Consider the following 23,381-nt stretch of genomic DNA (forward strand, 5'->3'; position numbering starts at 1 on the left):
CGCGGCCGGCGGCGCGGCGGCCCCCGCGCCTCGAATGCGGCGCGGCACCTGCGCGCGCTCCGGCGCCGCGGATCCCGTTCTTGCCGGGCGCGATGATCTCGTTGGGGTCGAGCGCGCGCTTGATCCGGCCGCAGACGTCCTGAAAGACCGGGTCCAGGCGCCGCATGGTGTGGTCCATGAAGGCGACGTTGGTCCGGTAGGGCAGGTAGCCGCCGTCGCAAAACGCGTCGGTCAACTCACCGTAGCAGGCCACGGCGCGCGGCATCTCGTCCGGCTGCTTGTGCAGCAGCATCATCACGTGGTGCTGATCGCGCGACGCGGCGATGAACTCCCCGATGTAGTCGAAACCGTGCTTCCAGAAGATCGGGCGGGCGATCTCCATGTGCGTGCGCGCTTCCTCGCCGAAGAGCGGCACCACCGGGGCGACGAATGCGTTGCCGCCGCCGCGCCACGACAGCCGGCTGTACTCGATCATCGACGGCACGCCGGTCATGTTGCGCACTTTGTGATCCCAATAGGGGCTCTCGCGGGCGGCGTCCACGTCGAGCAGGGTCGCCTGCGGCAGCTCGGCCGCCACGCGCCGCCGGACCGTCTCCGCCAGCTCGTTCACGACGGCCGGCGCGCCGTACAGGCAGCCGGCGATGTTCCAGATGCCGAGCATGCGGGCGCGCGCCTGCTCGCGGATCCAGTCCTCCGGCACGGGCCGCGTGCCGCCGGTGAGGTGCCGCGGATATTCCGCCTCCGCGGCCAGGGCCAGCAGCGCGTGCGCGACCACGACCGCGCTCGGCAGCAGGTGCGACACTTTGAGCGGCCGCAGGAAATCCATGATCGCGACGATGTCGTCTTCGCGGTCGCACGTCATGAGGATCGGGCGGTACGCCGGCGGCTCCGGCATCAGCCAGATGCCGAGCCGCGTCACGATACCGTAGTTGCTGGCCGTGAACAGGCCGTCTAGATACGGGCCGTAGCCCCACTTGAAGATGTGCCAGGTCCGGGAGCCCGGCAGCGCCCCGGATCCGGTCCGCAGCAGCCGCCCGTCCGGCAGCACCACCTCCATGCCGCACGAAAACAGGAAATGCTCGCCGTAGGGCGTGTAGCCGACGCCGCGCTCGACCGTATTGCCGAGCGGGCCCGCGGCGGGGGCCGTGGCCGGCGGGTCCAGCCACAGCGGCAGGTCGTTGTCCCGAAGATGCTTGTAGAGCTGCGCGTAGGTGACCCCGGGCTCGACGACCGCGTAGGCGAGTTTGTCGTTGATCTCGAGGATGCGGTTCATGCGCCCGAGGTCGAGCACCACGTTGCCGGGCTCGACCGCCATCATGCGGCCGTAGGCGATGTTCTTTCCGGTGCTGACCGGCCAGAGCGGGATGCGCAGGCGGTTCGCGATCCGGACGACGCGCTGGGTTTCCTCGACAGAGGCGGGACGCACGACGGCGGAGGGCCAGATCGGCGGCACCATGATGACGTCGTGGGCGTAGGGGACGAGCTCGGCCGGCGAGATCGAGACGTTGCGGTCGCCCACGATGGCGGTAAACTCGCGCACCGCGCGCGCGAAGGTCTTCTCGTCGATCCCTTTCGGCCGCCGCGTCCGACGTCCGTTCGATTCGGCCGCCACTCGTCACCGCCCGCCGGCCGCCGCGACGCCGTTCCAACCAACGGAACGGCATCCCTCGTGCCGGAACCCCGAAGTAATTTTTCGGGTTACGCGCGTCTTTGCGGAAACCCTCCCCCGAGCGCCGGCGTCGATCGAGCGGCGCGGCGGGGTGGACCGGCGGAGAAAGTGGGCATAGATTACTATGCACGTAGTCAAGCAGGCGTAATCGGAGGGTGGCATGCGATACCTTATCGTTGCGGGTGTGCTGGCGGCGCTCGTCGCCACCGCGGCCGTGGTGCTCGCGCAGCCGAATGGGGATCTGCCGGTCTCGGGCACGGTCGCGCCTGCGGGGACCATCAACGGCACGACCACGATCGGCGGCGTTACGGGGACGATGACCTCGAGCGTCGGCGATTGGACCTTCACCGTCGGCGGTGCGAGGTTTGCCGGCGGAACCTACTCATGCTCGGGCGATTCCTGCAGCTATACCGGAACGGTCTCGGGATCGACGCGGACTCTAAGCTTTACGACGAGCGGCACCGCGGGCACGGTGAGCCTCGCGACAGGGTTCCGGACGCACGGCGCCTGGGTTTCCACGGTGGCCCACTTTGCCGCCGCCAACCGGCCCGCTCTGACGGGGATCGGGACGAATTCCGGCCACTTTGTGTCCGGCGCGGCACGGGATCCGGCGGGCGGCCATTCGCGCGGTTTGGGCGGAAATCATAATTCCGGCGGGCCCCAGGCCGCCGACCTTGGCGGTCGTCACGCCGGCGTTGGCAACGGTCGCGCGGGCGCCGTCGGCTTGGATCACAGCGCCGCGGGTGTTGATCGCGGCGGCGGCGGTCGTGGCGACAAGCGTTAGTTGACGGTCCGCGTGTCACACTGGGGGGAGCGGCACGGCCGCTCCCCTTCCTGCTGCCGTGAGAGTCCATTGCCAGCCTCGCGACTTCACTCATCATGCACTCGCCGAATGGCCAAAAAACGCGGTTTGGGTTTTGACGCTACCGGCGAGTCGGTCAAGAGAAGGGATGAGCGATGAAAGCTGCAAGGATTCACAAATTCGGTGGGCCGGACGTGATTGTCATCGACGAATTGCCGCGGCCGGAGCCTGGCCCAGATGAGGTTCTGGTCCGTGTTGCGGCAGCCGGGGTAGGCCCCTGGGATGCGTTGATCCGCGCGCGCAAGAGTGTCGTCCATTCACCCTTGCCCCTCACTCTCGGCTCTGATCTGTCGGGAGTCGTCGAGGCCAGAGGAGCAGGGGTCAAGAAATTCAATCTGGGTGATGAGGTGTTTGGGGTCACCAACAAAGAGTTCATTGGAGCTTATGGGGAGTACGCGCTGGCATCCGCAGAAATGGTCGCCGCGAAGCCAGAATCGCTCGACTATCTCGCAGCGGCTTCTGCGCCCGTGGTCGCGGTGACGGCTTGGCAGATGCTGTTCGATTATGCCGGCGCGAAACGCGGCCAGACGGTGCTGATCCATGGAGCCGCAGGCAACGTGGGGGCATATGCGGTGCAGCTCGCTAGTCAAGCTGGTTTACATGTGTTCGTAACGGTTGGCTCCAAGGACACAGAGTACGTTGGAAAGCTTGGAGCCGCTACGGTTATCGACTACAAGGCTCAGAGTTTCGAACAGGTGGTTCCGCGTGTGGACATCGTTCTCGATCTGGTTGGCGGAAATACGAGAGATCGATCGTTCGCCATTATCAAGCCAGGCGGCATCCTCGTGTCGGTTGTGTCGGAGCCAATGCCCAACCCCAACGGCGTGCGGGCTGTCTTTTTTCTTGTCGAGGTCACGACGCAGCGGCTCGAACTGCTTGCGAAAATGTTCGACAGCGAGAAGTTGGTCTCGCAGGTTGGATCCGTCTTGCCACTGGAGCACGCTCGAGCGGCTCACGAGATGCTCGCGGGCGCGCCCCACAAGCGTGGCAAGATCGTTCTCGCAGTCACGAATTAACATTAGCCTTGGATTCAATGTCGGTCGGGGGCGCGGACCGCCCGCCCGGGCTCCGGGGTGGCGCCTGGTGCCGAAATGTCCGGTTAAAGCTTCGCTCTAAATTGCAACATTGCCGTTAGGAACTTCCCTGTAAGTGAAATAAAACTATCAGCAATACTCCGCACGGAATCTTCGGTAACCTGAAGGGCTACGCTGCCCCGCTCGGATCAACGGTGTGTGAGCGACCTCCAGCGCGGGTTCCCGAGGATACGCTGAGGGACCGTGCAGATTCACCGCACGGCCCGGGGGTGGCTTCCTTCCCGAGGGCTGGCCTCTGTGTGCCGCGCGTTTGGGAGCCGGGATGCGCCAGATCCACGGAGACGCCTCACCTAAGCAGAGAGCGACGAGGCTTGTCGCCCTTCTGTTGATGGCGGCGGGCGCGTTACTGGCTCTTGGCCCGACATTTGCCATCAACGCGTGGGACGCTCGCCTCGCCAAGCTGCAGCGGGCCGACACCGGCCGGTGGATCGCCTCGCACTTGGACCCCGCGGCGACCCGCCGGCGGCGCGATGGCGCGCGCAGGACGGTGATGTCCGGGCGAGCGGGGTACCTTCTCGAGATCCCCCGCATCGGAGTCCGCCTCGTCGTCCATTTGTTGGAGCCCGGTGTGTTCCGCGGACTCAACACACCCGACTTGTACCGCTACGGCGTCGGCCAGGTCCCGTTCACGACCGCCCTCGGCGACGTCTCCCCGGGAGCGGCCGGCACGGCGGTCATCACCGGGCACCGGACCACCTCAGGCGCCCCGTTCCGACACCTCGATCTCCTGAGGCCCGGTGATCTCATCATCCTGCGCCAAGGCGCTGCGATTCAGAGGTGGCGCATGGTCGGCGCCGCCGTGATCGCGCCGACCGACGTCGACGCGATCCGATCGCGGTCCGGGGTCCCGCGGTTGGTCCTGCTCACCTGTACGCCTCCATTCAGCGCACGTGCACGCCTCATGGTAGACGCGCGTCTTGCGCAAGCCGACGCCGCGAATACGATCGCGATCAAAGGAGGTAGGATGGCTCATGAGACTCCTTAACTCGACGCTGGCACGCTTTTTTCTCGTCGTCGCCGTCGCGACGGCACTTGCCACGCCCGCCATGGTCTATGCCGGCGCTCGTGACGGCCGTGGGGGACAGGACGCCGGCGGAGCGGCGGGGGGTGCGGCCGAATCCGTCGGCGGGGCACACGCCGGCAACGTCGATGGCCTCACCGACGGCCAAGGCGATGAGCGGATCGGCGACGTGAGATCCAACCAGACGGGGGCGGGTCCGCATACCGGCGCCAAGGGCCTCGGCGCCGGGGGCGAGGACGTGCTCCACGCCGTTGCGGTGACGGGCGGGGGCGTGACAACCGGGACCCACGCTACGACCGGGGGCCACACGACCGTCACCGGTGGCACGACCGCGGGCGGTACCGCGACGGCCGGCTTCCACACAACGGCGACACCGGCCGCCGTCGGGCCGAGCACCACGACCGGTGAAACAAGCACCGTCGGCACAGGCGAAGTAGCCGCGACCACGACCGAGACCGCTGTTGTGACGCCGCCGGCCGCGGCGGCTCCGGCAACAACGCCGCCCCTGGGGGCGCGGCAACTCGCGCCCGCCGCTCCGGCCCTGCAGCAGGTGGCGCTCGGCACGTCGCAGGCCAAGCCGCGCACGCTTCCGTTCAACGGCCTCTCGCCGGCGTGGGCGGCGCTCATCACGGACGGCCGCTGGGCCGGATCGCTATTGAGCATGCTCGGGCTGCTGCTCTTCGTTCGCGGTTTGCGGAAGCCCGCATAGTGTTCCCAGATTCCGGGGAACGAGGCATTCGCTTCGTGACCCGCGCGGGCTTCGTCCCGCGCGGGTCACGCGTGTACAGGCCTCGAAGGCGCCGCGGAGATTTCGCAACGCGCTGCGGCCGGCGGTGACGCGCCGCGGACTGTGCGAGGGAACCGCCTAGTCCGTGAAATCCTCGACGACGATTACGCCGTCGGCGCCGCCGTCCATCACGCCGATGCCGATCCGGCGGTACACCGGCGACAGAATGTTTGCGCGGTGGCCAGGGCTGTTCATCAGCAGACGGTGGGCGTCCGGAACGGTCCGGGCGTACGCGAGGTTCTCGCCGATGTGCCACGGCGAGAGGCCCGCGCCTTCAATCCGGTCGAGCGGCAGCCGGCCGTCGCGCGATTGGTGCGACAGGTACCCGTGTGCGAACATGTCCGCGCCGTGCGTGCGCGCCACCCAGCGAAGCGTGGTGTTGGCCCATAACGGCCGCAGCCCGACGGCCCGACGGGACTGATTGAGCAGGGTCAGCATCACCGTTTCCATTGCGTCCGACGCCGGAGCTTGCGCGATCCGGTAGGGTAGGGTGTAGCTCCGGGTCAGTTCCGTGCGGTTGGGTGCGGGCGCGGAGGCGATCGCGCCGGACCCCGCGATGACGACGATGACTGCAAGCAGGGCGGCGGCACATGTCCAGGTTCTGCGCATCGCTCTCTCCCCCCGATGAAGCATGCCCCGAGTCAAGTCGGTAATCTAACGGATCTATTCCCGGCTTTGCCATCGGTCGGCCGCCCGATTATTGCCGGTGTGAAGCGCCGGCGCCCTTACAACAGTTCCGCGGAACAGCTCGGCGCTGGGCGGCAACAGGATTCCCGGCGGGCTCGGTGTAGTTCTATCCTTTGAACAATGGTTCGTATGGTCGAACCGGATTTTTGAGCGGCCCTCGGCAGTCGGGCCAGGAGAGGGGACGAGTGTCGGAGACGGCCGCAGGCATGCCGCATCCTTCCGTGCCGGCCGTCGCGCGCGCGGCGGGCATGCTCCGCGCCCTCGCGGGCCGCCGCGAGGGCAGCCTGACCGATCTCGCGCGAGCGGTGGGGATCCACAAGAGCACGGCGCACGGTATCCTCGGAACGCTCAGCGCCTTCGGTTTGGTTGAGCGGGATCCCGCAACCCTGCGCTACCGCCTCGGCTCGGGGCTCGTCACGCTCGCCCGGGCGGCGCGCAATGCCGGCGATCTCGGCGCCCTGGCCGGACCCCATCTCGTGCCGCTGGGCCGTCACTGCGGCGAGACCGTCGCGGTCCACGTCCCCGACGGCGAGGGCTCCGTCATCGTCGCCAGCGAGGAGTCCTCGCGGCCGCTCAGAGTCTCGGCGCCGGTCGGGTTTCGGATGCCGCCGTACGCCGGCGCGGTGGCAAAAGTCCTCGAGGCCTTGGACGCGTCGCCGCGCGCGCTGCCCGACGCGCTGCCGGCGTACACGACCCGGTCAATCACGCAGCCCGGCCGGTGGCGCCGGGAGCTCGACAAAGTGCGCCGCGCCGGCTTCGCGCTCGACGACATGGAGTTTCAGGATGGGATCCGCGCCGCCTCCGTGCCGGTGATACTCGAGGAGGCGGGGCGGCGCGAGTTGGTCGCGGCGTACTCGATCATCGCAGCCGCGTCGCGCGTCTCGATGGCGGCCCTTCGGGATTGGGTGCCGGCGCTGACGTCTTCGGCGGGCGCGCTCGCCGAAGACGTGCGCCGGTCGCGGACCTTCGAACACGGAGGGCACCGATCGTGAAGACCGCCCTCATGCTTCGGGTGAACGGTGAGACGCGTGACCTCATCGCCCCGGTGCACAAGACGCTGCTCGAGGTGTTGCGCGAAGATCTCGGATTGACCGGCACCAAGCACGGCTGCGAACTGGGCGAGTGCGGTACCTGCACGGTGCTCGTCGACGGCGAGCCCGTGTTGAGCTGCCTCACGCTCCCGGTCGACGTCCAGGACGGCGAGATCACCACGATCGAGGGCGTCGCCTCGCCCGCCGCGCCGCACCCCCTGCAGGCGGCGTTCGCCGAGCTCGGCGCCGCCCAGTGCGGGTACTGCACCCCCGGCATCGTGCTGGCGGCCAAGGCGCTGCTCGACCGCAATCCCGCTCCGTCCCGCGAGGTGACGGCGTCGTGGCTCGCCGGCAATCTGTGCCGCTGCACCGGGTATCTGAAGATCCTCGAGGCGGTCGACCTGGCCGCCCGACGCATGCGCGACGGTGAGGGCCGCTGATGGCCGCCGACGGCGGGTTCCGTGTCATCGGCCGCCGCTGGCGGCGGGTGGACGGCCCGGCGAAGACGGCCGGCCAGACCGTCTACGCCGACGACCTCGTGCTGCCGCGGATGCTTCACGGCCGGCTGCTGCGCAGCCACCTGCCGCACGCGCGGATCCGGCGGATCGACGTGACCCGCGCCCGGGCCATGCCGGGCGTCCACGCCGTGATCACCGGCGACGACCTCCCGATCAAATTCGGCATCATGCCGAGCAGCCAGGACGAGGAGACGCTGTGCCGCGATAAGGTGCGCTACGTCGGGGATCCGATCGCCGCGGTCGCCGCGGTGGACGAGGAGACCGCGGAGCGGGCGTGCGAGGCGATCGACGTCGAGTATGAGCCGCTCACGCCGGTCATGTCGATCGAAGAGGCCGCGGCCGGCGGGGGCACCCCGGTGCAGGAGTACGGCGACGGCCCCGGTCCCCACGTCCACAAGAACGTCTCGCTCGAGTTCGGCGACATGGCGGCGGGGTTCGCCGCGGCCGAGCACGTCCGCGAAGACGTGTTCTTCTTTCAGGGCAACACGCATCTGCCGATGGAGCAGCACAGCGCGGTCGGCCAGCGCGACGCGGCCGGGCGGGTGATCCTGTGGACGTCCTCGCAGACGCCGCACTACGTGCACCGGGCGCTCAGCAAAGTGCTGGAGCTGCCGATGAGCGCGATCCGCGTCGTCGCGACGCCCGTCGGCGGAGGCTTCGGCGGCAAGAGCGATCCGTTCAGCCACGAGATCTGCGCGGCGAAGCTCGCGCTCGCGACCGGCCGGCCGGTAAAGATCACACTCACACGCGAGGAGGTGTTCTACGCGCACCGCGGCCGCCATCCGGTGCTGATGTGGATCCGCACCGGCGTCCGGCGCGACGGCCGGATCACCGCGTGCCACATCCGCACGTTCCTCGACGGCGGCGCCTACGGGTCGTACGGGGTCGCGACCACCTACTATACCGGCGCGCTGCAGACCGTGACCTACCGCATTCCGGCGTACAAGTTCGAAGGGGCGCGGTTTTGGACGAACAAGCCGCCGTGCGGTCCGAAGCGGGGCCACGGCACGCCGCAGCCGCGGTTTGGCATCGAGCTGCAGATGGACAAGCTCGCCGAGGATCTCGGGATGGATCCGGCGACGATCCGGCTCGTCAACGCCACCGCGCCGTTTACGCGGACGGTGAACCACCTGCGGATCACGAGCAACGGCCTTCGCGAGTGCATCGAGCGCGTCGCCGCGGCGAGCGGCTTTCGGGAGAAACACGGCCGGCTCCCGGCCGGGCGAGGCATCGGCCTCGCCGTCAGCACGTACCTGAGCGGCGCCGGCCTGCCGATCTACTGGAACGACATGCCGCACAGCGAAGTGCAGCTGCGCGTCGACCGCGGCGGCGGCGTGACCCTGTACTGCGGCGCGATCGACATCGGCCAGGGTAGCGACTCGGTGCTGGCCGGCGTTGCCGCGGAAGCGCTGGGCCTCGATCCGCATGAGATCAGCCTCGTGACCGCGGACACCGACCTCACGCCGATCGATCTGGGCTCCTACAGCAGCCGCGTCACCTTCATGGCCGGCAACGCCGCGCTCGCGGCGGCCACGAAGGCCCGCGATCTCCTCGTCGCGGCGGTCTCCGAGCACCTGGAACTCGAGCGGGACGAGCTCGTGGTCGGCGATCACCGCATTCACGCGGCGGCAGATCCGTCCCGGGGCGTGTCGTTTGCCGACGCCGCGGCTCTTGCCGAGGCGATGTTCGGCACGCTGACCACGGTCGGCTCCTACCGGCCGCCGCGGCTCGCCGGCCCCTTCAAGGGCTCCGGCGTCGGGCCGTCGCCCGCCTACTCGTTCTCGGCCGCGGCCGTCGAGGTGGGGGTCGACCGGGGGACCGGCGAGGTGCGGGTCGAGCGCGTCTGGATCGCGCACGATATCGGCCGCGCAATCAATGAGACGCTCGCGATCGGACAGATCGAGGGCGGCGTGTACATGGCCCTCGGCGAGGCGCTGATGGAAGAACAGATCTTCCGCAAAGGCCTGCACAAGATTCCGTCGATGCTCGAGTACAAGAGTCCGACGTTTCTCGAGATGCCTCCGGTGGAGACGATCCTCGTCAACACGGACGATCCCGAAGGGCCATTCGGCGCGAAAGAGGCCGGGCAGGGCCCGCTGCTGCCCGTGATCCCCGCGGTCGCCAACGCCGTGTACGACGCCGTCGGCGTCCGGATCGACGAGATTCCGATCTCGCCGGACAAGGTGCTGGCGGCGCTGGAGCAGCGCGCGAAGGGCGCGCCGGCGCGGATCGGACCGCGGGGGGTTCCTCCGTTCGTCTTTCGGAAGCCGCTCGCCGTCGAGCCGCCCGCCGGGTGGGAGACGCCGTGGCGAAGCGCCGCCGGCGCGGAGGGCCGCTGATGCTGCGCCTTCCTCCGTTCACGTATCTTGCGCCGCGCACGCTGGCAAAGGCGGTGGGATTTCTCTGGGAGACCGCGCCCGACGGCATGGCCGTCGCGGGCGGAACAGACCTCTATCCGAACATGAAGCGCCGGCAGTTCGAGCCGAAGACGCTGATCGGGCTGCGCGGCATTCCCGAACTCCGACGCCTCGCGGGCGATCCGGAGCGCGGAATCGCGGTCGGGGCCTGCGTGACGCTGACCCACCTCGCGGCGGCGCCCGCCGTCGCGGAGGGGTATCGCGCGCTGGCGCTCGCGGCCGGCTCGGTCAGCACGCCCCCGTTGCGCAACATGGGAACGATCGGCGGTAACCTCTGCCTGGATACGCGGTGCAACTACTACAACCAGACGTACCATTGGCGCAAGTCGATCGGTTTCTGCATGAAGAAGGACGGTGACATCTGCCTCGTTGCGCCGGGCAGCCCGCGCTGCTGGGCGGTGTCCTCGACCGACACGGCGCCGGCGGCGATCGTGCTCGGCGCGCAGCTGCGCCTCGTCGGGCCGGCCGGGGAGCGCACGGTCCCGGCCGCGGCATTCTACCGCGACGACGGAATGCAGTACCTCGCCAAGTCAGCGGACGAGCTGCTGGTGGAGGTGCTGCTGCCGCCCGCCGACGGCTGGCGGTCGACCTACTGGAAGCTGCGGCGCCGAGGTTCGTTTGACTTTCCGATCCTCGGCGTGGCCGCGGCGGTCCGGATGGAGCCGGACGGGCGCATCGCCGAGGCGCGGCTCGCGCTCAGCGGAGTCGCCTCGCACCCGGTGGAGGCGCCGGAGGCCGCCGCCTTGCTGCGCGGTCAACGGCCGACCGAGGAACTGCTCGCGCAGGCTGCGCAGGCGGCGTCCCAGCCGTCGCGTCCGCTCGACAACACCGATCTGACGATCGGATACCGGAAAAAAATGACCCGAGTCTACGTGGAGCGGGCGCTGCGTGAGCTCGCCGGCCTGCCCTATGAGGGCGCGGCCGGCGGTGGTCCGCACTGACCCAGTATTCGGGCGGCGCGTAGACGTTGACGGTGACGGTGACGAGCGGTTCGTCGCCGCTGTTGCGGATTTCGTGACGCTCTCCGGCTTCGATCAGCAGCAGCTCGCCGGTTCCGATGCCGACCGTCCGGCGTTCCACGGTGGCTTCGCGGTGGACTCCCCGGGTTTGAGCGCCATGGTGGCGGCCTGTGACCGGGGCGCGCCGGCCACCACGTCGAAGAACCCGCGCGCCGCGGCCGCCCGGACCGTCTTCATGGCTGCGTCACCCGCTCGATGAGACGTCAGTCTCGTTGCTTGCCGGCGCGCGGCACCGGCGCGGCTCGTCGGACGAGGCGGGCTTCGGCCCGTTGTCGAAGGGAGCCGCGGCCGGGCCTGCGGGCGCGGTACGGAGGTGGCGCGTGAATCGCGGCCTGCGGACACCGCTGTGCGATCTTCTGCGCATCGACTATCCGATCATTCAGTCGGGCATGGGCGGCATCGCCGGGCCCGAGCTCGTCGCCGAGGTGTCGAACGCCGGCGGACTCGGCGTGCTCGCCGGCCTCAACGTGCCGGCCGACGAACTGCGCCGGCGCATTCGCCGGGTTCGTGAGCTGACAGACCGGCCCTTCGGCGTCAACCTCTGGCTCCACACCGAGTTGCGGCCGCCGATCGATCCCGCCGCCATCCCGGCGGAGACCGTCGGCGCGGTGCAGGCGACGTTGAATCGTTTCCGCGAGCGTCTCGGCCTGCCGGCGAAGCAGGCCCGTCCGGCACGCCCTCCGGATCTGATCGACGCGCAGTTCGAGACGATCCTCGAAGAACGCGTGCCGGTGTGGAGCATCGGTCTCGGCGACCCCGGTCCGGCGATGACGCAGCGGTGCCGCGACCGCGGCGTCATCGTCATGGCGATGATCGCGCGTCTGGACGACGCAAAGGCCCTGGCGCGGTCCGGGGTCGACGTGATCGTCGCGCAGGGCAGCGAAGCGGGCGGACACCGCTCGACGTGGGTCAAGACCCCTACGGCGGAGGAGGCGGGCATCGGCCTCGTCGCGCTCGTCCCGCAGATCGTCGAGGCCGTCTCAGTCCCCGTCGTAGCCTCCGGCGGAATCGTGGACGGCCGCGGCCTCGTCGCGGCGCTCGCGCTTGGGGCGCAGGGGGTCCTGCTCGGCACGCGGTTTGTCGCCACCCGTGAATCGTCCGCGCCCGAGTTCTACAAGCGGGCGCTGCTCGACCGTGACGCCGGCGCGACGGTCGTGACGGACACGTTCACGGGGCTGTACGCCCGCGCGATCGGCAACCGGTACGTCGACGAGTACCGGGCGTCCGGCGCGCCGGTGCTGCCGGGTCTCACGCAGCGCGCGACGGCGCAGGACGTTTACGACGCCTCGGCCGCGCGTGGCGTCGGGGACTACTATCCGATGTGGGCCGGGCAGAGCGTCGGCCTCATCCACGACCTGCCCGGCGCCGGCGACGTCGTTCGGAGCATCGTCGAAGAGGCGCGAACGGCGCTGGCCGGACTTCGAGAGCGGGTGCGGCAGTGAGCGCGGAGCGGCCGATCCGGGCGGCGGAGGTCTTCCATTAAGATGGCGAAGTCCACGCGCCTCTCCAACGACCGCCCGTCGCCGCGCGATGGGCGCGCAGCCGGGGTGCCGCCCGACCGGCAGCTGGAGATGCTGTACTACATGCGCCTGCAGCGGGCGGTCGAAGACCGGGGCGTCAAGCTGTACTATCAGGGGCGCATCCCGGGCGCCTACTTCACCGGCTGGGGCCACGAGGCGATCGTGGTCGGCGCCGCGGCGGCCCTCGGTCCCGACGACCTACTCGCGCCGATGCACCGGGACCTTGCCGCGTACATCATGCGCGGGATTTCGGTGGGAGAGGTGTTCGCCCAGTTTCTCGACCGGGAGGGCGGGCCGACGCGCGGCCGTGACGGCAACGTCCACATGGGCGACCCCCGGCGCGGCATCCTGCCGTTCATCAGCCACATGGCGGCCTCGGTCCCGGTCGCGGCGGGGATGGCGCTCGCGTGCCGGCAGCGGGGGGAGCCCCGCGCCGTGCTGACCTACTTCGGCGACGGCGCCACGAGCACCGGCGCGTGGCATGAGGGCGTCAACTTCGCCGCCGTGTTCCGCCTGCCGCTGGTGCTTGTGCTGGAGAACAACCAGTACGCCTACTCCACACCCCTCGACCACCAGACCGCGGCGCGGGCGTTCGTGGACAAGGCCGCGGGGTACGGGATTCCCGGCGTCGCGGTGGACGGTAACGACGTGCTCGCGGTCTACGACGCCGTGGCGGAGGCGGTGGCGCGCGCGCGGAGCGGCGGGGGCCCGACGCTCATCGAATGCCGCACGCTGCGTGTGCGGGGGCACAGCGAAGCCGACAAATTTTCATACGTGCCCAAGGCGTTGCTCGACGAGTGGGCGGCACGGGATCCACTCGCGTCCTTCGAGCGGCGCCTGCGGACGTCGGGCGTCCTCACCGATGAGAACGACGAGGCGATGCGCGCCCGCGTTGCCCAGGAAGTGGAGGACGGGCTCGCCTGGGCGGAAACGAGCCCGGACCCGGATCCGCGGACGGTCGCGGACGGCGTGTACGCGCCGGACTGATCGTGCCGCAGCTGACCTATCTCGAAGCGATCCGGGAAGGGCTCCGCGTCGAGATGCGGCGCGACCCGCGCGTGTTCATCCTTGGGGAAGACATCGGCGTCTACGGCGGCGCCTTCAAGATCACCGAGGGCTTCCTCGATGAGTTCGGTCCTTGGCGCGTGATCGACGCGCCGCTCGCGGAGACGGCGAACGTCGGCGCCGGCATCGGCGCGGCGGTGATGGGCATGCGGCCGGTGATCGAGATGCAGTTTGCCGATTTCGTGACGGACGCGTTCACGCAGGTCGTGAACATGGCCGCGAAATACCACTGGCGGACTCGGATGCCGCTGCCGCTCGTGCTGCGCATGCCGTACGGCGGCGACGTCAAAGGCGGGCCGTTCCATTCCCAGTGCATGGAAGCCTGGTTCGCCCACACGCCGGGGCTCAAAGTGGTGGTCCCGGCGTTCGCAGAGGACGCGAAGGGCCTTCTCCTCGCGGCGATCCGCGATCCGAACCCCGTCCTGTACTTCGAGCACAAGCATCTCTACCGGCTGCGCCGCGAGGAGGTCCCGGCCGGGGAGTACGTGACGCCGATCGGGCGCGCCCGGCTGGTCCAGGAAGGGGCCGCGCTCTCGGTCATCTCGTACGGCTGGATGCTGCACAAGTGTCTCGACGCGGCGGAGCTGGCGGCGGCGGACGGCATCGCCGCGGACGTCCTCGATCTGCGAACGCTCGCGCCGCTCGACCGCGAAGCGGTTCTCGGCTCCGTCCGCAAGACGGGCAAGGCCCTGGTCGTGCACGAGGCGACCCGCACGGGCGGCGTCGGCGGAGAAATCGCGTCGCTGATCGCGGAGGAAGCCTTCGACTCTCTCGACGGCCCCGTCGTGCGTCTCGCGAGCGAAGACGCGCCGGTGCCGCACAACCCGGGGCTCGAAGCGGCGTTTCAACCCACCGTCGGAGAAATCGCGGGCGCGATCCGCCGGCTCGCCGCCTACTGATTCTCCATCGGGCTGCGGGTAGCGCGGAGGAGATTTCCGCCGGTCAACTCGAGGCGCCGGGCGCCCCGCACGGCCCGAGGACCTGACCGCCGGCGACCGTGAGGACCGGCACAAGCCGCCGGCGTCCCGTCATGGTCCGCCCGGTAACGTCCATGTACTCGAACGCCCCCGTGCGGTCGTCGAGCACGGTGACGTCGGCGGGCGCCCCCGGCGTCAGCGTGCCGAGGTCCGGCCGGCCGATCGCGCGGGCCGGTGCCGCGGTCGCCGCGGCGATGACCCGGCCGAGCGGCATCCCGAGGCTCAGCAACTTCGACATCGTGGTGGGCAGATCGTACGCCGGACCGCCGATACACAGCGCGTGCACGTCGCTGCTGATCACATCGGGCAGGAACCCCTGCGCCAAACACGCCTCGGCGCTCTCGAACGAGAAGCTGCCCATGCCGTGGCCGATGTCGATAATGACGCCGCGCGCGCGCGCCTCCCACAGTTCCGGCAGGATGCGGGCGGTGACCCCGGGATCGACCGTCGGCCCGTTCGGAAACGGCCGGAACGCGTGGGTCAGAATGTCGCCTTTTCGCAGCAGCGGGAGCACTTCGCGCCGCGTCGGCGGCGGGTTGTCCGTATGCACCATCATGCGCACCCCGAGCGCCTCCGCGGCCTGAAGGGTGTGGTGCAGCGGCGGTAGCCCCCGGCCCTCGCCGGCGATCAGGCCGAGGCGCACCTTCATGCCGAGGATGAGGTCACGATGCTCCTGCCCGACCTGCACCGCTTCGTGGACGTTGAGCAGCCGCATGTCGATCGATTCGCCGACCATCACGCGCCGCGAGAAAGCGAAGATGCCGGCGAAGCTGATGTTGAGGAACGGAAGAATGCGCACGCGCGAGCGCTCGATGAGATGGCGCCGGAACCCGAGGAAGTTTCCCGGCCCGGCGCTGCCCGCGTCCACGTGGGTCGTGACGCCCGAGGAGGCCGACAGCGCGTCGGGATCGACGCCGAGCGAGGTGCCGCCCCAGTACACGTGGGTATGAAGGTCGATCAGCCCGGGGGTGACCAGCCGGCCCCGGACGTCGACCGTCCGCGCGGCGCGATCGCGCGGCAGCGACGGGCCGACCGCGGCGATCCTGCCGCCCGCGATCGCCACGTCGGCGGTGCGGGGAGAGGCGGCATCGCCGTCCGCGGGCGGGTCGAGGACCGTACCGCCGGTCAGCAGCAGATCGTACCCGGCCATGCGCGGCGCTACCCCGGGACCGGGCCTTCGGAGGCCCGGCCGTCCGCGCGGGATACGCCGGCGGGAGGCGCGCCCGCGGCGCCGGACGCCGCGCGCTCCTCGAGATACCGGCGCGACAGGCGCACGTAGGCCGGGCCGGCTCGGGCAATCCACTGCGCCGCCACGCCTTCGAGCGGCTTGCGCACCCGGCACGGCGAGCCGGCCGCGAGCGTCCGCGCGGGAATCTTCGTGCCGTCGGTGACGACGCTCCCGGCGCCGACGAGCGCCTCCTCACCGATCACCGCGTCGTGCAGCACGACCGCGTTCATGCCCACCAGCGCGCCGCGCTCGACGGTGCAGCCCTCGAGCACCGCCCCGTGGCCGATCGTGACGTCGTCGCCGATCACGGTGGCGACGCGGTCGGTCGTGTGCAGCACCGCGTTGTCCTGCACGCTCGAGCGCGCGCCGATCTCGATCCGCCCGACGTCGCCGCGCAGGACCGCGCCGAACCACACGCTCGCCTCTTCGCCGACGGTGACGTCGCCGATAATCGCGGCGGTCGGCGCGATGAACGCGCTGCGGGCGATGCGCGGTGTGCGTCCGCGGAACGGCAGGATCATCGGGGGACCTCCCATCACGGCGCGGCCTTCGGGGATTCCGCTTCGCGGGCGGGCCGCGGCCGGCCTGCCCGAAGGAGACGATCGCGGCATCCGCGAAACCGACCGCGCGATGTCCGTTTCGCTCGAGATCCCCGACGCGTTCAACGTCACGACCGCGTTCGTCGATCACAACCTCGAGGCGGGCCGTGGCGATGCGGTCGCGATCCACGCGGGCGACCGCCGGATTTCGTACGGCGAGCTGGCCGCGCAGATCAACCGGGCCGGCAACGCGCTGCGCGGGCTCGGCGTGCGTCCCGAGGAGCGCGTGTTCATGCTCCTGCTCGATTCTCCGGAATTCGTCTACGTGTTCTGGGGCGCGATGCGGGCCGGCGCGGTGCCCGTTCCGACGAACACCGCGCTGCGCCCCCACGACTACGCGTACATGCTGCGCGACAGCCGCGCGCGGACGCTCGTCGTGAGCGCCGATCTCGTGCCCGTCGTCGGCCCCGTGCTCGAGCAAGCGCCCGACCTCCGCCACGTCGTGGTCGCGGGCCGCATGGCGGCGGGCGCCGCGGCGGCCGGGCCCCCGGCAGCCGCACACGCCGGCGGGCATGCCCCGGCGTGGCACGCGCTCGACGACCTGCTGTCCGCGTCCAGCGACCGGCTGGCGCCCGCCCCGACGCACCGCGACGAGCCGGCGTTTTGGCTGTGGAGCAGCGGCAGCACCGGCGCGCCGAAGGGGACCGTGCACCTCCATCACGACATGCTCTGGTGCGCCGAACTGTACGGGCGCCGGGTCCTCGGCATCGGGCCCGGCGACGTCTGCCTGTCGGTCGCGAAGCTCTACTTCGCCTACGGGCTCGGGAACGCGGGGTACTTTCCGATGCGGGCCGGTGCGTCCGCCGTGCTGCACCCCGGCCGCTTCGATCCGGCGGCGTATTTCGGGCTGATCGAGCGGTACCGTCCGACCCTCTTCTTCGGCGTCCCGACCGCCTACGCCGCGATGCTCGCGGCCCGCGGTCACGAGTCGCTCGGCGCCGTGCGGCGGTGCGTCTCGGCCGGCGAGCCGCTGCCCGCGGCGATCTTCACCCGGTGGCGGGAGCGGTTCGGCGTGGAGATCCTCGACGGCATCGGGTCGACCGAAGCGTGTCACATCTACATCAGCAACCGGCCGGGCCGCGCGCGGCCCGGCAGCAGCGGGGAGGTCGTGCCCGGCTACGAGGTCCGGATCGTCGACGAGGGCGACCGCGACCTGCCCGACGGAGCAATCGGCGACCTGCTCGTCAACGGCGAGAGCGTCGCCGCCTACTATTGGAACAAGCACGCGCAGAGCCGGCGCGCTTTCGCGGGCGAGTGGTTCCGCAGCGGCGACAAATACCACCGCGACGGCGACGGGTACTATTGGTACTGCGGCCGCACCGACGACATGCTGAAGGTCGGCGGCCAGTGGGTCTCGCCGGCCGAAGTCGAAGCCACCCTGATGGAACATCCCGCGGTGCTCGAGTGCGGCGTCGTCGGCTGCGCGGATGCGGACGAGCTGGTCAAGCCCTACGCGTTCGTCGTTCTCAAGACGGACTCCGCGGCGTCCGACGCGCTCGGACGCGAGATTCAGGCGTTCGTGCGCGACAAGATCGCGGCGTTCAAATATCCGCGGTGGCTCGAGTTCGTGCCGGAGCTTCCGAAGACGGCAACCGGCAAGATCCAGCGGTTCCGGCTGCGCGAGCGCGTGGCGAAGACGGCCGCTTCCGCGTCACCGTAGCGGCCGCCGGAGGCGGAGGAGGCGAGTCTAATGGGAGAGATGATCAGCCTGGACCGCGAGGGCGGCGTTGGGGTGATCTCGCTCCACCGCGCGCCGGCCAACGCCTACAACCCGCAGTTCGCCGACGAGCTGAGGACCGCCGTCGACGGCGCGCGCGACGATTCCGCGATCCGGGCGGTCGTCGTGCGGAGCACCCTGCCGAAGTTCTTCTGCGCCGGGGCGGACGTGAAGTGGTTTGCGTCCTCGACCCTCGACGAGAAGATCCTGTTCATCACGCACATGCACGAGGTGCTGCGGCGCGTCGAGACGACCCCGAAGGTGTTCATCGCCGCGATCGCCGGCCACTGCCTCGGCGGCGGCATGGAGATCGCACTGGCGTGCGACCTGCGGTTCGCCGCGGCGGGCGGCTTCGGTCTCGGCCAGCCCGAGATCGCGCTCGGCATCATCCCCGGCAACGGCGGCACGCAGCGGCTGCCGCGGTTGATCGGGAAGAGCCGCGCCCTCGACCTGATGGTCACGGGACGCTCCGTCAATCCAGACGAGGCGCTCGGGCTCGGGCTCGTCGACCGGGTAGTCCCGGCGGAGGAGCTGTTCAAGAAAGCGGCCGAGTACGCGGACGGTTTGGCGCGGGGCGCGGGCGTCGCGATCGGCCTCGTCAAGCTGACCGTGAATCGCGGCCTCGAGATGTCCCTCGACGACGGACTCGCCTACGAGCGCGAGGCGCTGTTCCGGGCGTTCATCAGCGAAGACGGCGTCGAAGGCGTGCGCGCGTTCTCCGAGAAGCGGCCGGCGGAGTTTAAGGGGCGCTAGTCGACGCCGGCGCATCGGGTGACTTGGGTCACGCCGTTTGCGCATCTTTGACGAATCGATACTCGACGACGTCACAGACCGGTTCGTAGCCGATGCGCCCGTAGATACGGTTGGACGCTTCGTTGGCGAGGTCGGTGAAGAGCATGCAGAACCGCCGGCCGCCGTCGAGCAGCCTCTGGCTCAACGCCGCGACGCACGACGTGCCGTACCCGCGGCCGCGATGTTCCGGGGGCGTGTACACGGGCCCGACCTTGACGCCGTGACGGGTCGGCCCCCCGTAGCCGGCGACGCAGCGCGGCCCGCCGTCCTCCCACAGCACAAACCCTTCGCCCGGGGTTGCGAGGCGCGTCTCGAGCACCCGCTCGGCCTCCCCCGGCGGCCGGGTGTCGTTGCCGAAGGCTTCTGCGCCGAAGGCGCGCAGCCACTCGAGCAGAACCGGCCGATCGTCCGACGCCGCGGACCTGAGCCGGCCCGGCGCGGCGGGCAGTGGACGGACGGCGTCCAGGCGATGGATCCGCTCGCGGAGCGCCAGGCGGCTTTGTTGGCCGGTGAGCTGTTCCCAGGCGACTGCGAACCGGGCCGCGACCGGATCCGGCCCCTGCACCCCGGGCGGCGAGGGGCGCAGCGTCGCCACATCGCGCGCCAACGCGGAAATCGCGGCGGGATGAGAGGCCTGGGAGAGGACGAGCCGGTAGGGCGGCGTGACCATGGCGGCGGCGGCGGGCTCGCCGTGGTCGACGGCCGCCGCCAAATACACGTCGGGTGCGGCTGCGCCGGCGCTCGCCTGCACGATCATCCGCGACGGAACGCCGAGCAAGAGGTTGTGCGTCGCTTCGTCGCGGAGCAGAAACGGCTCGACGGCGTCGAGGAAGGCCCGCGGCGCCGGGTAACGGATGACGTTCATCGGCGCGTGTCCGCGCCGTTCATCATGCGCGCCACGAACCGGTCGGCCCGCGGGGCGAGCAGGCCGTAGGTCCGGCGGAACAGCGCCGCCGCTTCGCGGTCGGGACGCCGCGAGGGCAGCAGCCGGTCGGGCAGTCCGGGATCGACGAACAGAAACTTGCGGTATTCGTCGACCAGCCGGATCTTTTCGGCGAAGCAGGCGCCGTCGGAGATCGTGCCGGCCGCGGCCCGCCGCCGGAGCGCGGCCGCGCGCGGCCGCGTCGTCGCGATGAACCGGCGATAGCGGGCGGCGATCGCGTCGAGATCCCAGCACCGTTCGACGAGCGCCCGGTCTCCGGCCGGCCCGAGGTTTCGTCCCTCGAACAACGCCACGGCACCGTCGAGCCCGCGCGCCTCGCTCAACCGTCGGAGCACGCCGGCGAGGTCGCGCGTGGTCACCCAGGTGCTGCGGGAGAGCGGGGCGAGGCCGAGCCAGAGGAGCTCCCGCCGAAGCCGGTCGCGGGCGGCCCGCCGTTCTTCCGGGATGACGTAAGTGAAGAGGCGCCAGCGGCCGTCCCACGGCTCGGCGCCGGTCCGGTACACGCGGCGAACGCCCTGCTCGAGCCGGAGCGCGCCGCCGGCGGTCAGCGCGTAGAAGGCCCGCCGGCCCGCCCGGCGGCGGCGCAGCCAGCCGCGGCGCGTCATGCGGGACAGCGCGGCGCGCACCGCGCGCGCGGAGACGCCGAGCGGTGCCATCAGGCGGATCAGCGGGGCGGCGCCGATCTCGCCGCCCCGCGGACGGACGGTGTCGCCCCAGATCGTCACGAGCAGGGAGCGGGCGCTCGCCGTCTGCGCGCGGCCGGCGACGCCCGGGCGTTCGCGATTCCGCGCGCGGCTGGCCATGTGGTATAATAATTGTACACGAATTTCACGTCGTTCGTGCAAGAATTGTAGCATATCCAGGCCGCCGCGCGGGCGCGGCCGGCCCGGCCCGGAGGTCGAGCATGGCGGCGCCGACCGATGCGCAGCTCGTCGAACGCATCCAGCAGGGCCACATCATCGAGACCCCCGACGAGATGAGCGAAGACTACCGTCGCACGCTCATCCACATTCTCACCATCTCCGCCGATACGGAGATGATCAGCGCGCCGAGCTATTACACGGCGGCGAAGGACTCGCCGTCGATGAACAACCTGATCTCCGCGCTGGCGATCATCCAGGACGAGTTGAGCCACGCCCACATCGGATACCGGATTCTGCAGGACCTCGGCGTGGACACGGAAGCCCTGATCTACGATCGCGCGCCGACCGCCTTCAAGCATCCGTACGCCTTCGACGTGCCGCTGCGGTCGTGGGTCGAGCTGATCGTCGCGAACGCCTTCTACGACCGCGCCGGCTTCGTGCTGCTCGGCGACGTGTACCGCAACTGCAGCTACGGGCCCTGGCGGCGGGCGCTCGCGAAGGTCGACAAAGAAGAAAACTTCCACCTCCGCCACGGCGAGAACGGGATGCGCCGCCTCGCCGCCGGTGGGCAGCGGGACGAGGTCCAGAAGGCGATCGACTGGATGTTCCCGATGACGGTCGAGTGGTTCGGGCTGCCGGACAACCTGAAGACGCACGGCCGGCAGATCGCCTACAAGCTCAAGGGCAGCACGAACGACCAGCTCCGCCAGCAGTGGCTGGGTACCGCGGTGCCGCTCTGCGAGAGCCTCGGGTTCACGGTGCCGGCCCACCGCGACGCGGCGGCGGGGACGTACGCCCTCGACTATCCGCTGCCGGTCGACTTCGACGAGGGCGAGCGGCGCTGGCTGATGGACCGGCCGATCACCTGGGACGAGGTGCTCGTCCGGTGGAAGCGGCGAGGGCCGGGCAACGGGATGTTCGTCGACATGCTGCAGCGCGGCCGGAAACAGATGAAGGCGCTCGCGGGCGTTCACTGACGATGGCGGCGAACCCGGGCGCGGCCGGCGGTTCCGGCGCGGCGGTCACGCCCGAGCAGGTGTTCGCGGCGCTGCGGGACGTCGCCGATCCCGAGTGGCCGGTGAGCATCGTCGACATGGGCCTCGTCTGCGGGGTCGCCGTCGAGGACGGCGTTGTGCGCGTCACGCTCACCTTCACTTCGACCGCGTGTCCGTGCATGGACATGATCATGGACGACGCGCGCGAACGGCTGCGCCGGCTGCCGGGCGTGCGGGACGTCGCCTTCACGACCACCTGGGATCCGGTCTGGACGAAGCACCGGCTGAGCGAGGCGGCGCGGCGGCAGTTCCGCCGTTGGGGCGTTGCGGTCTGATGCGGACCATCGGCGACGAGCCCGTCTACGAGGTCTTCGCGCGGCGCGCGGAGGGGGAGCCGCTCCGCCACGTCGGATCGGTGGCCGCGCCCGGCGACGCGCTGGCCCGCGTCTACGCGCGCAGCATCTACGACGAGGAATCGTGGCTTGAAATGTACGTGGTCCCGCGCCGCGCGATCATCGCCGTGGACGACGTTCGCGGTGAGGCGGTCGACGCGCATGCGTAGCCGCCGGTGAGCACGCCCCTGCTCGACCGGCCGTCCGCGCTGCCGGCCGGGTGCGTTGCGCCGCTCGTCGACCTGGTCACCGCGCTTGCGGACAACAAGCACGCGCTCGGCCTCAGGTACGCCGAGTGGTGCAGCAGCGGGCCGACGATCGAGGCCGGCGTCGCGGCGACCGCGATGGCGCAGGACGAGCTGGGCCACGCGCGGGTGCTGTACGGGCTGCTCGAGGAGCTGCCCGGCGCGCCGCGCCGCTCGGAGCACGAATGGTCCGCCGCCGACGCCCGGACGGTCGCCCTGGTCGAACGGCCGTTTCCGAGCTGGCCGCATCTCATCGTCGCGAACTTGACACTGGACCGGGCGCTCGCGACCGTCCTCGAGGCGGCGCTCGACTCCCGCTACCTGCCGCTGCGCCAGCGGGCGCGGAAGATCATCGACGAAGAGCGGTATCACGCCATCCACGGCCGGAGCTGGCTTGCGCAGCTTGCCGCCGAAGGCCCCGAGGTGCGGGCGCAGCTCGCCGCGGCGCTCCGCGAGGTCTGGGACGACGCGGTGTGCTGGTTCGGGCCCGCCGGGGGCGGGGCGCTGCGTGCGCTTGTGGACGCGGGCGTGCTCGCCGACGCCGGCGACGCGCTGCGCGCGCGGTTCCTCGGACAGCTGGCCCCCGCGCTGGCGGACGCCGGCGTGCCGGCGTCCGTGCGCGGCAGGGACGGCCGCTGGGAGCCGTCCCCGCCGCTCCCGTGGAGCCGGTGGGACGAGCGCGGCCGGAGGGTCCGCCGATGAAGCCGAAATCGCCGGGCGGGCCGGGGGCGGGCGCGCCCGAGCAGACGATGCCGCCGGCCCCCGCCTGCCCGTTTTGCGGGTCGGAGGCGACCGAATTGATGAGCCTGTTCGGCTCGTCCGCGCTCACGTCGCAGTACTACTGCCGGGGCTGCCGCAGCGCGTTCGAATCGGTCAAGTGGGGGACTCTCGCCGCGGCGGACCGCCGCGCGGCGCGGGGTTCCTGAGAGAGCGGAGCGCG

Annotated in this window: 25 protein-coding genes; 19 read left to right on the forward strand and 6 right to left on the reverse strand. The window is 70.5% G+C overall.

Features of this window, described 5'->3' with window-relative positions; all coding sequences use genetic code 11:
• Positions 1-1,612: FAD-binding oxidoreductase (locus VFL28_11745; GenBank protein ID HET7265335.1), on the reverse strand; the 1,612-nt coding region annotated here is incomplete at its 3' end.
• 217 nt (positions 1,613-1,829) lie between these two features.
• On the opposite strand from VFL28_11745, the gene VFL28_11750 reads away from it, so the two are divergent.
• From VFL28_11750 to VFL28_11765, 4 genes are all read left to right on the forward strand, one after another.
• Positions 1,830-2,453 carry a hypothetical protein gene (locus tag VFL28_11750; GenBank protein ID HET7265336.1) on the forward strand — a complete coding sequence of 208 codons (624 nt, stop codon included), beginning with the start codon at positions 1,830-1,832 and terminating at the stop codon, positions 2,451-2,453.
• Between the two features lie 173 nt (positions 2,454-2,626).
• Complete coding sequence (locus VFL28_11755; protein ID HET7265337.1) at positions 2,627-3,547, forward strand: NADP-dependent oxidoreductase; 921 nt, start codon at positions 2,627-2,629, stop codon at positions 3,545-3,547.
• 340 nt (positions 3,548-3,887) lie between these two features.
• A complete protein-coding gene (locus VFL28_11760; protein HET7265338.1) occupies positions 3,888-4,610 on the forward strand; it encodes a sortase in 723 nt (240 codons plus the stop codon).
• Positions 4,597-5,355, forward strand: coding sequence for a hypothetical protein (locus tag VFL28_11765; protein HET7265339.1), 759 nt, complete (start codon positions 4,597-4,599; stop codon positions 5,353-5,355). The genes VFL28_11760 and VFL28_11765 overlap by 14 nt, the downstream gene beginning before the upstream one ends.
• Before the next feature lie 156 nt (positions 5,356-5,511).
• Here the strand turns inward: VFL28_11765 and VFL28_11770 are convergent, their stop codons facing one another.
• Positions 5,512-6,042 (reverse strand): CAP domain-containing protein, encoded by a 531-nt coding sequence (locus tag VFL28_11770; protein ID HET7265340.1) that lies wholly within the window; start codon positions 6,040-6,042, stop codon positions 5,512-5,514.
• A 284-nt stretch (positions 6,043-6,326) separates the two neighbouring features.
• Here VFL28_11770 and VFL28_11775 point away from each other — a divergent pair, with 284 nt between their 5' ends.
• The 8 genes from VFL28_11775 to VFL28_11810 all read left to right on the forward strand — a co-directional run bounded on the left by VFL28_11775 (position 6,327) and on the right by VFL28_11810 (position 14,589).
• Positions 6,327-7,112 (forward strand): IclR family transcriptional regulator, encoded by a 786-nt coding sequence (locus VFL28_11775; GenBank protein ID HET7265341.1) that lies wholly within the window; start codon positions 6,327-6,329, stop codon positions 7,110-7,112.
• On the forward strand, positions 7,109-7,591 hold the full coding sequence (locus VFL28_11780; protein ID HET7265342.1) for a (2Fe-2S)-binding protein: 483 nt from the start codon (positions 7,109-7,111) through the stop codon (positions 7,589-7,591). The genes VFL28_11775 and VFL28_11780 overlap by 4 nt, the downstream gene beginning before the upstream one ends.
• Positions 7,591-10,008, forward strand: coding sequence for a molybdopterin cofactor-binding domain-containing protein (locus tag VFL28_11785; protein ID HET7265343.1), 2,418 nt, complete (start codon positions 7,591-7,593; stop codon positions 10,006-10,008). The genes VFL28_11780 and VFL28_11785 overlap by 1 nt, the downstream gene beginning before the upstream one ends.
• Positions 10,008-11,027 (forward strand): FAD binding domain-containing protein, encoded by a 1,020-nt coding sequence (locus VFL28_11790; GenBank protein ID HET7265344.1) that lies wholly within the window; start codon positions 10,008-10,010, stop codon positions 11,025-11,027. Before VFL28_11785 ends, VFL28_11790 begins: the two co-directional genes overlap by 1 nt.
• Complete coding sequence (locus VFL28_11795; protein HET7265345.1) at positions 11,014-11,304, forward strand: hypothetical protein; 291 nt, start codon at positions 11,014-11,016, stop codon at positions 11,302-11,304. Before VFL28_11790 ends, VFL28_11795 begins: the two co-directional genes overlap by 14 nt.
• Before the next feature lie 121 nt (positions 11,305-11,425).
• Positions 11,426-12,547, forward strand: coding sequence for a nitronate monooxygenase (locus VFL28_11800; GenBank protein HET7265346.1), 1,122 nt, complete (start codon positions 11,426-11,428; stop codon positions 12,545-12,547).
• 42 nt (positions 12,548-12,589) lie between these two features.
• On the forward strand, positions 12,590-13,612 hold the full coding sequence (locus tag VFL28_11805) for a thiamine pyrophosphate-dependent dehydrogenase E1 component subunit alpha (GenBank protein HET7265347.1): 1,023 nt from the start codon (positions 12,590-12,592) through the stop codon (positions 13,610-13,612).
• Between the two features lie 2 nt (positions 13,613-13,614).
• Positions 13,615-14,589, forward strand: a complete 975-nt coding sequence (locus tag VFL28_11810; protein HET7265348.1) for an alpha-ketoacid dehydrogenase subunit beta — start codon at positions 13,615-13,617, stop codon at positions 14,587-14,589.
• Between the two features lie 43 nt (positions 14,590-14,632).
• On the opposite strand, the gene VFL28_11815 is transcribed toward VFL28_11810, so the two are convergent.
• Positions 14,633-15,817 carry an amidohydrolase/deacetylase family metallohydrolase gene (locus VFL28_11815; GenBank protein HET7265349.1) on the reverse strand — a complete coding sequence of 395 codons (1,185 nt, stop codon included), beginning with the start codon at positions 15,815-15,817 and terminating at the stop codon, positions 14,633-14,635.
• Positions 15,818-15,825: 8 nt separating this feature from the next.
• Positions 15,826-16,416, reverse strand: coding sequence for a gamma carbonic anhydrase family protein (locus tag VFL28_11820; GenBank protein ID HET7265350.1), 591 nt, complete (start codon positions 16,414-16,416; stop codon positions 15,826-15,828).
• On the opposite strand from VFL28_11820, the gene VFL28_11825 reads away from it, so the two are divergent.
• Entirely contained in the window at positions 16,364-18,154 is a 1,791-nt protein-coding gene (locus tag VFL28_11825) for a benzoate-CoA ligase family protein (protein ID HET7265351.1), read from the forward strand. The genes VFL28_11820 and VFL28_11825 overlap by 53 nt on opposite strands.
• A 30-nt stretch (positions 18,155-18,184) precedes the next feature.
• Positions 18,185-18,964, forward strand: a complete 780-nt coding sequence (locus VFL28_11830; protein HET7265352.1) for an enoyl-CoA hydratase/isomerase family protein — start codon at positions 18,185-18,187, stop codon at positions 18,962-18,964.
• Between the two features lie 28 nt (positions 18,965-18,992).
• On the opposite strand, the gene VFL28_11835 is transcribed toward VFL28_11830, so the two are convergent.
• Positions 18,993-19,868 (reverse strand): GNAT family N-acetyltransferase, encoded by an 876-nt coding sequence (locus tag VFL28_11835; GenBank protein ID HET7265353.1) that lies wholly within the window; start codon positions 19,866-19,868, stop codon positions 18,993-18,995.
• Positions 19,865-20,749 carry a PaaX family transcriptional regulator C-terminal domain-containing protein gene (locus VFL28_11840; protein ID HET7265354.1) on the reverse strand — a complete coding sequence of 295 codons (885 nt, stop codon included), beginning with the start codon at positions 20,747-20,749 and terminating at the stop codon, positions 19,865-19,867. Before VFL28_11840 ends, VFL28_11835 begins: the two co-directional genes overlap by 4 nt.
• A 101-nt stretch (positions 20,750-20,850) precedes the next feature.
• Here VFL28_11840 and VFL28_11845 point away from each other — a divergent pair, with 101 nt between their 5' ends.
• Genes VFL28_11845 through VFL28_11865 form a run of 5 tightly spaced genes read left to right on the forward strand, consistent with a single transcriptional unit; the run spans position 20,851 to position 23,367 of the window.
• Positions 20,851-21,786 (forward strand): Phenylacetic acid catabolic protein, encoded by a 936-nt coding sequence (locus VFL28_11845; GenBank protein HET7265355.1) that lies wholly within the window; start codon positions 20,851-20,853, stop codon positions 21,784-21,786.
• Between the two features lie 2 nt (positions 21,787-21,788).
• Positions 21,789-22,139, forward strand: coding sequence for a metal-sulfur cluster assembly factor (locus VFL28_11850; GenBank protein HET7265356.1), 351 nt, complete (start codon positions 21,789-21,791; stop codon positions 22,137-22,139).
• Positions 22,139-22,366 (forward strand): hypothetical protein, encoded by a 228-nt coding sequence (locus tag VFL28_11855; protein ID HET7265357.1) that lies wholly within the window; start codon positions 22,139-22,141, stop codon positions 22,364-22,366. Before VFL28_11850 ends, VFL28_11855 begins: the two co-directional genes overlap by 1 nt.
• Positions 22,367-22,372: 6 nt before the next feature.
• Positions 22,373-23,143, forward strand: coding sequence for a Phenylacetic acid catabolic protein (locus tag VFL28_11860; GenBank protein HET7265358.1), 771 nt, complete (start codon positions 22,373-22,375; stop codon positions 23,141-23,143).
• Positions 23,140-23,367, forward strand: coding sequence for a hypothetical protein (locus VFL28_11865; protein ID HET7265359.1), 228 nt, complete (start codon positions 23,140-23,142; stop codon positions 23,365-23,367). Before VFL28_11860 ends, VFL28_11865 begins: the two co-directional genes overlap by 4 nt.
• The last annotated feature ends 14 nt before the right edge of the window (positions 23,368-23,381 follow it).

Source organism: bacterium, assembly GCA_035691305.1.
Lineage (GTDB): Bacteria > Sysuimicrobiota > Sysuimicrobiia > Sysuimicrobiales > Segetimicrobiaceae > DASSJF01.

Bases quoted from the DNA above. Each gene is read 5' to 3' on its own strand.
- VFL28_11750 (HET7265336.1), top strand. From the start codon at position 1,830: ATGCGATACCTTATCGTTGCGGGTGTGCTGGCGGCGCTCGTCGCCACC.
- VFL28_11755 (HET7265337.1), top strand. From the start codon at position 2,627: ATGAAAGCTGCAAGGATTCACAAATTCGGTGGGCCGGACGTGATTGTC.
- VFL28_11760 (HET7265338.1), top strand. From the start codon at position 3,888: ATGCGCCAGATCCACGGAGACGCCTCACCTAAGCAGAGAGCGACGAGG.
- VFL28_11765 (HET7265339.1), top strand. From the start codon at position 4,597: ATGAGACTCCTTAACTCGACGCTGGCACGCTTTTTTCTCGTCGTCGCC.
- VFL28_11770 (HET7265340.1), bottom strand. From the start codon at position 6,042: ATGCGCAGAACCTGGACATGTGCCGCCGCCCTGCTTGCAGTCATCGTC.
- VFL28_11775 (HET7265341.1), top strand. From the start codon at position 6,327: ATGCCGCATCCTTCCGTGCCGGCCGTCGCGCGCGCGGCGGGCATGCTC.
- VFL28_11785 (HET7265343.1), top strand. From the start codon at position 7,591: ATGGCCGCCGACGGCGGGTTCCGTGTCATCGGCCGCCGCTGGCGGCGG.
- VFL28_11790 (HET7265344.1), top strand. From the start codon at position 10,008: ATGCTGCGCCTTCCTCCGTTCACGTATCTTGCGCCGCGCACGCTGGCA.
- VFL28_11805 (HET7265347.1), top strand. From the start codon at position 12,590: ATGGCGAAGTCCACGCGCCTCTCCAACGACCGCCCGTCGCCGCGCGAT.
- VFL28_11815 (HET7265349.1), bottom strand. From the start codon at position 15,817: ATGGCCGGGTACGATCTGCTGCTGACCGGCGGTACGGTCCTCGACCCG.
- VFL28_11825 (HET7265351.1), top strand. From the start codon at position 16,364: ATGAACGCGCTGCGGGCGATGCGCGGTGTGCGTCCGCGGAACGGCAGG.
- VFL28_11820 (HET7265350.1), bottom strand. From the start codon at position 16,416: ATGATCCTGCCGTTCCGCGGACGCACACCGCGCATCGCCCGCAGCGCG.
- VFL28_11830 (HET7265352.1), top strand. From the start codon at position 18,185: ATGGGAGAGATGATCAGCCTGGACCGCGAGGGCGGCGTTGGGGTGATC.
- VFL28_11835 (HET7265353.1), bottom strand. From the start codon at position 19,868: ATGAACGTCATCCGTTACCCGGCGCCGCGGGCCTTCCTCGACGCCGTC.
- VFL28_11840 (HET7265354.1), bottom strand. From the start codon at position 20,749: ATGGCCAGCCGCGCGCGGAATCGCGAACGCCCGGGCGTCGCCGGCCGC.
- VFL28_11845 (HET7265355.1), top strand. From the start codon at position 20,851: ATGGCGGCGCCGACCGATGCGCAGCTCGTCGAACGCATCCAGCAGGGC.
- VFL28_11850 (HET7265356.1), top strand. From the start codon at position 21,789: ATGGCGGCGAACCCGGGCGCGGCCGGCGGTTCCGGCGCGGCGGTCACG.
- VFL28_11855 (HET7265357.1), top strand. From the start codon at position 22,139: ATGCGGACCATCGGCGACGAGCCCGTCTACGAGGTCTTCGCGCGGCGC.
- VFL28_11865 (HET7265359.1), top strand. From the start codon at position 23,140: ATGAAGCCGAAATCGCCGGGCGGGCCGGGGGCGGGCGCGCCCGAGCAG.